The sequence below is a fragment of the Rhizobium metallidurans genome (assembly GCF_014196505.1).
GTDB classification, from domain to species: domain Bacteria; phylum Pseudomonadota; class Alphaproteobacteria; order Rhizobiales; family Rhizobiaceae; genus Rhizobium; species Rhizobium metallidurans.
In genome coordinates this window covers 21622-30698 of sequence record NZ_JACIDW010000027.1, presented here as the reverse complement: position 1 = coordinate 30698, position 9077 = coordinate 21622, and the positions used below count along the sequence as shown (strand labels likewise).

Below are 9077 nucleotides of genomic sequence, written 5' to 3'. Positions count from 1 at the left end.
AGAGCCCCGGGCCTACGCGCGCTGACCCGATGCAACTAGAGGCAGGGGTCCCTTTTGGGAGCCGATAAGGGGTCCCGTTACGACGCCGATTGACAGATAAGGTTCAGGAATATGACCGGGTAGGGATCGAAGGCGTGCGAGGCTGCGATCAGATTGACCGCTACCCAGACGGCGAGCGCAACGGCGAAGATTACAATGAGTGTCCAAGAACCGCCGAATTTCGCTACCTTGTCTGCCAATCGTTGAGCCGAGGAGAGCTTCTCGTCGAATGACTGATTTTGAATCGCGGGTAATTTCCCTTCGTGAAATCAGTCGCCGGAATACCGCTTGCTCTCGCTGCGTCAGCAGCTCGAAGGGCTTTCCCAGGTATCGATTGGCACCAAGCGAAATTTCCTGCGCAGATATCTCGCGCCCTGTCTCTGCAGACATGATCTCCTTCAGATGTACAAACTTGCCGTGACTTCAGGGCGTTAGCGCCGTTCAAGACCCAACCAATTCCCTGCCAGATATCTGAGCAATCGAGATACTGAAGAAAATCGGAGTTTCCTTACCTTCCGAGTCGGTGCCGGGCGTGGAGGAGCCGGGCTCCCACCACAATGGCCGCTTCTGCAAGAGGGACCAGGCGTGAAGACGTTCGTTGTGCCGCTCCGAAGTGTCCGGCAGTTCCTCGTAGGTCCCTTGAACGAGGACGCTCCTCCAACGGTGATGTTCCCCGCTTTCCTCCACCTGAAGGCAAGCGTTCGGATTGCTCCGCATCCAATCTACCTTTTGCCCCGCCAGGGAAAAGACATAGAGCTTTTCTCCATCGAACGCATAGTGGACGGGCACGACGTAAGGTCGATTGTCGCGGACACAGGCAAGATGCCCAACATTTTGGTGGGCAACGACCTCCCGGCTTTCGCGGTCAGTCATTTCTCGAACGCCCAATTTATGATCCTCCTAGCTCTGAAACGCGGGTATGGAACGGCGCGAGCCTTGGCGTTTGCTCGAAGGTGCAATGGTTTTCGTTGCTTCTTCCCGGCCCATGTTTTCGAAAGTTGCCTCGAAAAGCTCCTGCGCATATGCAATCGCAGAATCGGCATCCAAGGACGACAGCTTGATGTCTTCGCATTTCAACCGCATCGCACGGCGAATGGCTGACAGCGCCTGTTGGGCTGCATGTTTGTCACCATCTTTGATGAGGAGGCTCAACGAGGTCATTGCGACAACCTCCAGTACCGTCATACGGCCTTCGATCTCGCCCATGGACTGAATGGCAAGGTTTGCGCCGTTCCCGTAACCATCGCGCTTGGCATTGTACATTTCGGGAATCCCTTCATGAAGTTCGGCTTATCGTATCGGTTCATCGGAATTTACTCCGTGTGAACGGCTTAGCCTTCTTGCGGACGTTTTTGGCTTCGGCCGTAGCACGGACCCTCCCTCATTTTCCCAAGCTGAAACAGCCGCAGAGTCCGCGTTCAGTCTTTGCCGTTTGGACGCCGGATAATTGACGGTCGGGATAGTTGCGGCCTCAATCCGACGAATGACAGCGACCTCCTGCAAGTGCCGATCACCTTCGGTCGCTTGCATCTCAGAAGTAGCGTAGTCAGCCCGCTTGAGGACGCGTCTAAGTGTTTTTCGTTCCTCGGGCGTGGGGCACATCGATTCTGATCCTTCAGACTTGGCGAAGCAAGTATCGAGAGCACATGCGACATCGCTGTCCATCTCGGCTTGGATGAAGTCGCCGACGCGATATTCATCGCATGCATGTTTGTGCCTTCTTCATCCAAGGTCCCCGGCGGGGTTCAGCGGCCTTCTTCCGGCGTTGAGAAGAAGCTGGCGCTCTGTCGCAGTTGGCCCCAACAGCTTCAGCAGTCGTTTCTCTTCAAGCGGGTCAAGCCGGAAGCGTTTGGCAAAATCACTTATTGTCCAGACCCTGGCCAATCTGGACGAACGAGACTGTTGAGCCTTCGTGGCAGTCATTTGCTGCTCTCCTCAGTTGCGGCCGTCACTTGAACGTCGCGGTGGCCGGGACCTGTCCTGTCGCACGCGAGATCCAGGGGCCTGCTGCGCCATTGGTTTCTCCATGAGCATCGTACGGGCTGCTCAATCTATAAAGGACCGCGAGAGCGAGCCCAATTGCCAAAGCGGCCACCATTATCCTTCGACCAGCCCGAGAAACCATAAGGCCGCAATCCTTTGTAAATAAGGTACCGTAAGGGGCCGCTCGCTATTCCTTACCCTCGGCATCCTTCTTGATTGCCGACTCCAAGTCCTGCGGATGAACCTGCAACAATTGCCTTGTCCCGATACTGACGCCCACGGCTGGTATTTCGATATGCGTTGCAGTTCTTCGGTAAGCGGGAAATGACAGTCCTTCTATCAATTCTTCATCTACTATCACTCGGTAGGTGCCCGCATCGAGCGGGACGACCAGAGCGCTTAGGGCAAAAGGACGAGAAAAGGTAATCTCAGATTCTGTTGTGCGTTCTGACATAGGAACCTCAATTGGTCGATTGGACCAACGCTCACCGCAAACGATGCTATTTCGGTAACTGCAATCCGGACGCTACCAGAACGTGCCTTGCAGTATGACGTAGAGAATGAATGCGACAGCCATGACCGGGATCGATTTCATGACGAAATCCCCGTATCTCAAGCCGCTGAGGAATCGCATTGCGCGTTCGTGTCTGGAAGTTCTTGCTATGGAAGACATCGCGTCCTCCCGCTTGGGGCTAGAGCTTTTTGCGGCTCTAAAAAGCAGCGCCCGTTCCGTGGCTGCTACTATATCTCAAATGGGGAGGCTGGACGCAATTGCAAGGCGAAAACGACTCCTTGCAAAATAATGGATAGCGGCATTTTTCATTGTCGCGAAGTAAGCGGGTCTGCCACGCTGGCGTTTGGCTTCCATCGCGGATCGACGCCGACAGCTTTCGACATTCATCTCAAAGATTGTTGCGTGGTGGACGAGACGATCAACGACGGCGAGTGTCATGGCGGGATCGGGGAAAACCCTGTTCCATTCACCGAAGGGCTGGTTGGCGGTGAGCATGAGTGATCGCCGCTCGTAGCGCGCGGAGATGAGTTCGAAGAGCACGCTCGTTTCAGCCTGGTGCTTGGTCACATAGGCGAAATCGTCGAGGATGAGCAGATCGAATTTGTCGAGCTTCGGACTTGAATGACGTTGCTCGAGCTGGAGGAAAGCGTGAAGAATTCGCGCCCGTGTCATGACGGGGCGGCCCTTCTGGCCGCCATTGTCAAGTCCTCCGACGCGATCGTCAGCAAAAGCCTGACGGGCGTTATCAGGACCTCGAACAAGGCGGCCGAACGGCTGTTCGGCCATACCGCAGCCGAGCGAATGGAAATAAATTAGGTCATTTGCATTTTGCAGCGTAGGATACTCTGTCGGCCTATTCTTCCAGGGCAGAGCCGATTGGGAGATTATACGCGCTCTTGCCTGACGGTAGGAGTAGATATGATGAGACGTAGATCTCTCAACGACGATAGAACAACGGTTCCCGCTCCAAGGACCGCCACGCCTATTACGAACCCCAACCCTCCACGAGCGCAGAGCAAGCTGCACAAGTTTGCGATCAGCGGGGTTCCCATGAATGAACGCGTCCAAACCATAGTTTGCTCGATCGGCGACTTGCGGCTGGCACTGGAAGCGGACGTTGCTTGGTCGGTTCGAGAAAGTGCACGTGGGAGAACGTTATGACTACCCCACTGCCGTTCGAAAAGATGCCTGTCGAAGAAAGGCAGGCCATCCTTAGGGCACTCGCTCACAAACTTCATGCTTGCGCCCTCATCGCTGAGCGTGATGGAGATCTGGTCTGGAAGCTGCTTCTGGCTCTCAGTGCCCGGTTGGAAGGGAGCAGTGAGGAAGTGGCAGCAGATCCATGTCGTGGCGAGGATGTTGTTCGAAAGTCATTGAAGTTGCTCAGTGAGTTCGAGTTGCGTCGACCTCACTGCACGGTTCATGAGTTCGCAATCATGCCGCGACATTGACCTTTAGCCAATGATCGGTGTGATCAGGCGGAGGTCCCAGTGAACCGGAAAAGGCGGATCGGACGGTATGCGGGCTGAAAGCTGGGGGCGCCTTGAAACGGAGGCAGCAAGGCGTCCAGGCGGTGGCGGAACGGGACGCCAACTTCGTTCTAGTGAATATGCCGTTAAGGGCGGCTCTCCTTGGCTTCAGCGATTAAGATGGCGCAAAACCAGCGGCTGGAGTGCAGTTGTCGATCAGAACGAGAATTAATGGAGACGGAGCCGGGAGGCTGCTGTGCAACGGTTCATTCTCAGGCAAAATATCGACCTGTTTCGCGCGCGGCTGCTGGAGCCACGGAACGACCACGATACCCACTTCCTCAAGGTCATGCTCTCGCAGGCTCTCAGAGACCTGGCGATCCTCGAGGCTGTGAGTGGTTTCGGTGTGGAGGTCGATCCGTTGCACGCGGAGGTGCAGCGGAGAATCTTCCGCGACTCATTCGAGCACTCTTCAAAGCCCCACCTCCTGCTGGATCCCCGCAAGGGACTGCACATCGTCGACATTAATACCGCGTACGAAAAGGCCACTCTGACATCTGCCGCCAAGGTTGCAGGGAGTTGCATGTTCGATGTCTTCCCCGACAACCCTTCGGACGAAGAGGCAGACGGGGTCAGCAATCTCTATGCATCGCTTAAACATGCCGCCGAGGATGGCGTTTCCAATGCCATGCGTATCCAACGGTACGATGTCCGGGACGCCAGCGGCCTCTTCGTGACTAAATTCTGGAAGCCGGTGAACACTCCCATCTTCGATGCCGAGGGTCGCCTTATCTACCTGCTTCATCAGGTGGAAGACGTCACCGAGGCCATTCAGAAGAAAATGACCGAGGCAGCCGGCAGTCCGGAAAAATCTAGCCGTTTGATCCAGCGCAACGACTGTCTCGATACGAGCCACTATCCGTTTGTCCGCCGCCAAACAGGTCACGCGTCTGCGGCACCCACCAGCCGACATCAGCAAGAAGAGCATAGCGAAGAGATCACTGCACCCAGAAATCCAAGGAACATCCGATGCGACATGCGACGACAGCAACCACCCCTAAAGCCAATGAAAGCCGGTCGGCAGAGAGTGCCGGTATTCAGGATGGCAAGGTTCCTGACTTTCGGTTGCAGAAGCCAGACGAGGGCGGCTGGCAGGTGCGCGTGGTGAGCGACCGCGGATCTTACTGGTTGCGCGCCAACCACGTGGAACTTTGCGACCACGGAAAACGGATCGATCTATCGGATGCGAATGCCTTTCTGCGCGCAGCTCGAAAGGATGGGTTCAACACCGAATATGTCGGCCCGAACGGCAGCGCCTTCATATAGCTGCTTTTGGTGGCTGACGGAAAACACATGATTTCCGCGCAGCGCCGTCGCAGGGTGAAGTTGGCGTCGTAGGATGGCGATTTTCTGCGCGACAAACCCTGTCGGAATGTGAGACTGTGCGACAATTCCTGATTTGAGGTTTGTCGCACATGTTGATCGGCTACATGCGGGTGTCGAGTAGTGATGAGCGCCAATCGGTTGCCTTGCAGCGTGATGCCCTTATCGCGGCCGGGGTTGATGAGCGTCATCTGCATCAAGATCGCGCTTCCGGAGCGCGCGACGATCGGCCGGGCCTGAAGACCTGCCTCGGGGAATTGCGCAAGGGCGACGTGTTGGTTGTCTGGAAGCTCGATAGGTTAGGCCGATCGCTCTCTCACCTGATCCGTATCGTTGAAGAGTTGAAGGTACGCGGCGTCGCCTTCCGCTCTCTGACGGAGGCGATCGACACGACGAATTCGCACGGCTCGTTTCTGTTCAACCTATTCGGCACGCTTGCCGAATACGAGAGAGCGTTGATTACGGAGCGGGTCAATGCCGGCCTGGCTGCGGCGCGCCGGCGCGGCCGCAAGGGCGGCAGGCCTCCGGCGATCGATGCGGAAAAGGTCGAGCAGGTTCTGGCTGCTTTGGAAGCTGGCGCCAGCAAGGCCTCCGTGTGCCGGACGTTCAAGGTACCGCGCTCGACGCTGATCGACACACTGAGACGGATTGGATGGACCGGGTCCGGGAAGAAAGATTCGCCCGACACCTCGCATTAAGGGCTGATGTGACCGATGTCCTTCCTCGATGCGCAGGCGCGCACCATTTTGTTCGAGCCGCCTGACATTTATGAAGAAGCCCTGGCGCGCTATGCTCTGTCTGCTGAGGATATTGCTTTCGCAAAGGCGCATCGCCGGTCGCATAATCGGCTGGGCTTTGCAATCCAGCTCGCGCTGGTCCGGGATTTGGGGCGTCCGCTGCGTCCAGGAGAAGTCCCGTCTCAGGCGGTCGTCTCTATTGTCGCCGACCAGCTTGGCATCGACCCTGCGGTGTTCGGGCTCTATGCCCAACGGGAGGAAACACGCCGCGAGCATGCGCGCGAGATCGTCGCAGCGTTGGACCTCCAGCCTGTTCGGGCGAGCGACTATCGCACACTGATCACCGTGGCTGCACGTGAGGCGGCCGCGACCGAGCAAGGCGCGCCGATCACCAAGGCGGTGATCGAAGCACTCAAGGATAGGATGCTGCTCGTTCCCGTGCCGGAGCTGCTGATACGTCTGGCACTGGCCGGCCGGGCGGCGGCACGCCGACAGGCTTATCGCGAATTGATCCGGGGCCTGGAGCAATCGTCTATCGAAGCGCTTGATCAGCTTCTCGCTGAGCGGGCGGGCGATCGGAGCCACCTCGGCTGGATCGCGGAGGCGCCTGAAGGAGCGAAGCTGAAAAACCTCAAGGGCCTGATCGCCCGCCTCGAGGTTCTTGATGCGGCCACCATTTCCGATGAACGTCGCAAGACGATCCATGCCAACCGCTATGGTATCATCGCCCGGGACGCGCGCGTTCTGCATGCACGCGAGATACGACGCCTGACATCCGAGCGTCGCTGCGCCACGCTGACCGCCTTCGTCATCGAAAAGCAGGCGGCGATCACCGACCTCGCGATCGACATGTTCTGCAAATTGATCGGCAGCACCCGTCGCAAGGCCGAGATCAGCCGCAAGGAGCGGCGGCTGAAAGAGGCAGACGTTCTTGATGGGGTGGCGCTCAATCATCTCAAGCTCGGCGAGGCTCTTCTCGCCGCCCGTGAGAGTAACACCGATTTTGCATCCGCGATCGCAACCTCCCTCGGCTGGGACGGATTGATCGCCAGCATGACGGCTGCAGCCTCTGTCGTGCGCCCAGATCGCAGTGACGAATTCGACGAGCTCATTGAGCGGCACAAATCGTTGCGCAAGCTGGGCAGACTCATGTTCCGCACGTTCTCGTTCCGGTCGTTCCGTCCCGACGACCCGATCCTGACGGCAGTGGACCATCTGCGTGCACTGTACGATGGCCAGAAATTGCCCGCGCAGGTGCCGCTCGCATTTATGACCCGCAAATGGCGACGGCGTGTGCGCTCGGATGGCACCCATATCGACCTGCGCGCCTGGGAAGTGGCGGTGCTCGTTCACCTGCGGGAACGTCTACGGGCCGGCGACATATGGGTCGATGGCAGCCGGGCATGGCGCAGTTTCGAGGATTATCTTCTGCCTCGGCCGATCTTCGCCCTGATGCGCGCCGAAGGGCGGCTCGGGCTTGCCATCCCTGACAGCTTTGCCGAATGGCGAACTGAGCGCACCGCCACGCTCGACGCGAAATTGAAAGAGCTGGCCAAGGCGGCCGCCGCCAACGCCATTCCAGATGCGGCGATATCCGACAAGGGTCTGTCAATCTCGCCGATCCGCGAGGAGGACCGCGACAGGATCGTCACGCTCAGCCGCCGGCTTTATATTCTGGTCCCGCGGATCAGGATCACAAGCCTGCTTGCCGAGGTCCAAAGCTGGACCAGGTTCCTCGACAGCTTCACCCATTATCGTACCGGTGAGACGGCAAACGACGAGGCGGCGCTGATGGCCGCGATCCTTGCTGACGCTACGAACGCCGGCGCTGAACGCATGGCGGAAAGTTCGCGCGGCGTCACGATCCATCAGATGATGCTGATGGTGGACCGGCATCTGCGATCGGAAACTTATGCCACAGCGACCGCCGTGCTGGTCGATGCCCAACAGGCCCATCCCTTCGCCGCAGTCTGGGGCGACGGCCATATCTCATCCTCGGACGGGCAGTTCTTTCCGGCCGGCGGGCGCGGCGAAGCCAGCCTCGACTACAATGCAAAATACGGAAAACGGCCGGGTGCGTCGATCTATGGCTTCCTGTCCAACCGCTTCGCCTCCTTCTTTTCCCGCATGATCCAGGCGTCCGAAAGCGAAGCGCCCTACGTGCTCGACGGTCTTCTTCACAACGAGAGCTCCGTCGAAATCCATGAGCACGCAACCGATACGGCCGGCGCCTCCGAAACGACGTTTTCCATGTTCCACGCCTTCGGCTACAGGCTCATTCCCCGTATCCGCAATCTCGGCAATCGCAGGCTCTTCGTCATCGATCCAGACCCGGCCTACGGACCTCTCGACGCGCTGATCGCGGGAACGGTCAACATGGATGTCATCGAGCAGCACTGGGACGAGGTGTTGCGGCTGAAAGCGTCGATCGCTGCAGGTCTGGTGCCGCCATCCGTGATCCTCAAGAAGCTGGCAGCATCACGGCAAAACCGGCTCAACCAGGCCCTGCGTGAAATGGGCCGGATTGAACGCTCAATCTTCATCTGCGACTGGCTGCTCGACACGAAGTTGCGCCGCAGATCACACGCGATCCTCAACAAGGGTGAAAGTCGGCATGCTCTTGCACGCGCCGTCTTCCTCCATCAGCTCGGCGAACTGCGCAACCGCGTCGCCGAAACCATGGCCTACCGGGCGTCTGGCCTCAACCTCGTCGTCAACGCCATCATCCTATGGAACACCGTCTATCTCAGCCGCGCCGTCGATTATATCCGCAGCCAGGGCATCGTCATGCCCGACGAGGTGCTTTCCCAGGTCGCACCGCTGCCCTGGGCACATATCGCGCTGACCGGAGACTACCTCTGGAACGAAATTGACCGCCCCCTCGAACGCTTCAGGCCGATCCGCGCTAACCGCTTCAATCCAAACAACTTCAAATTCCCTTAGCGGGTATTA

The 9077-nt window shown here is 58.1% G+C and carries 8 protein-coding genes and 2 pseudogenes; 5 read left to right on the top strand and 5 right to left on the bottom strand.

Annotated features, from left to right (window positions below; genetic code table 11):
• Positions 1-95 precede the first annotated feature (95 nt).
• The 5 genes and pseudogenes from GGQ67_RS22975 to GGQ67_RS22955 form a co-directional block, all read right to left on the bottom strand.
• A pseudogene (locus tag GGQ67_RS22975) lies at positions 96-429 on the bottom strand (DUF1003 domain-containing protein); the annotation flags it as partial.
• 51 nt (positions 430-480) lie between these two features.
• Entirely contained in the window at positions 481-912 is a 432-nt protein-coding gene (locus GGQ67_RS22970; protein WP_183902444.1) for a pyridoxamine 5'-phosphate oxidase family protein, read from the bottom strand.
• Positions 913-939: 27 nt separating this feature from the next.
• Entirely contained in the window at positions 940-1302 is a 363-nt protein-coding gene (locus GGQ67_RS22965; protein WP_113207728.1) for a hypothetical protein, read from the bottom strand.
• Between the two features lie 907 nt (positions 1303-2209).
• Positions 2210-2476: a hypothetical protein gene (locus tag GGQ67_RS22960; protein ID WP_113207726.1), complete on the bottom strand. Its 267-nt coding sequence runs from the start codon at positions 2474-2476 to the stop codon at positions 2210-2212.
• Positions 2477-2770: 294 nt separating this feature from the next.
• Positions 2771-3151, bottom strand: a pseudogene (locus GGQ67_RS22955) (ATP-binding protein); the annotation flags it as partial.
• Between the two features lie 6 nt (positions 3152-3157).
• Between GGQ67_RS22955 and GGQ67_RS22950 the strand changes: the two are divergent.
• The 5 genes from GGQ67_RS22950 to GGQ67_RS22930 all read left to right on the top strand — a co-directional run bounded on the left by GGQ67_RS22950 (position 3158) and on the right by GGQ67_RS22930 (position 9068).
• Entirely contained in the window at positions 3158-3352 is a 195-nt protein-coding gene (locus tag GGQ67_RS22950; protein ID WP_113363160.1) for a PAS domain S-box protein, read from the top strand.
• A gap of 341 nt (positions 3353-3693) precedes the next feature.
• Positions 3694-3987 (top strand): hypothetical protein, encoded by a 294-nt coding sequence (locus GGQ67_RS22945; RefSeq protein ID WP_113207725.1) that lies wholly within the window; start codon positions 3694-3696, stop codon positions 3985-3987.
• 274 nt (positions 3988-4261) lie between these two features.
• On the top strand, positions 4262-5173 hold the full coding sequence (locus GGQ67_RS22940) for a hypothetical protein (RefSeq protein WP_183902443.1): 912 nt from the start codon (positions 4262-4264) through the stop codon (positions 5171-5173).
• Between the two features lie 307 nt (positions 5174-5480).
• The gene (locus GGQ67_RS22935; protein WP_113207723.1) at positions 5481-6086 is read left to right on the top strand and encodes a recombinase family protein; all 606 of its coding nucleotides are present in this window, start codon (positions 5481-5483) and stop codon (positions 6084-6086) included.
• Positions 6087-6101: 15 nt separating this feature from the next.
• On the top strand, positions 6102-9068 hold the full coding sequence (locus GGQ67_RS22930) for a Tn3 family transposase (RefSeq protein WP_183902442.1): 2967 nt from the start codon (positions 6102-6104) through the stop codon (positions 9066-9068).
• Positions 9069-9077: the final 9 nt, after the last annotated feature.

Coding starts and splice junctions, on each gene's coding strand:
- GGQ67_RS22970 (WP_183902444.1), bottom strand. CDS start 912: ATGACTGACCGCGAAAGCCGGGAGGTCGTTGCCCACCAAAATGTTGGG.
- GGQ67_RS22965 (WP_113207728.1), bottom strand. CDS start 1,302: ATGTACAATGCCAAGCGCGATGGTTACGGGAACGGCGCAAACCTTGCC.
- GGQ67_RS22960 (WP_113207726.1), bottom strand. CDS start 2,476: ATGTCAGAACGCACAACAGAATCTGAGATTACCTTTTCTCGTCCTTTT.
- GGQ67_RS22950 (WP_113363160.1), top strand. CDS start 3,158: ATGACGTTGCTCGAGCTGGAGGAAAGCGTGAAGAATTCGCGCCCGTGT.
- GGQ67_RS22945 (WP_113207725.1), top strand. CDS start 3,694: ATGACTACCCCACTGCCGTTCGAAAAGATGCCTGTCGAAGAAAGGCAG.
- GGQ67_RS22935 (WP_113207723.1), top strand. CDS start 5,481: ATGTTGATCGGCTACATGCGGGTGTCGAGTAGTGATGAGCGCCAATCG.
- GGQ67_RS22930 (WP_183902442.1), top strand. CDS start 6,102: ATGTCCTTCCTCGATGCGCAGGCGCGCACCATTTTGTTCGAGCCGCCT.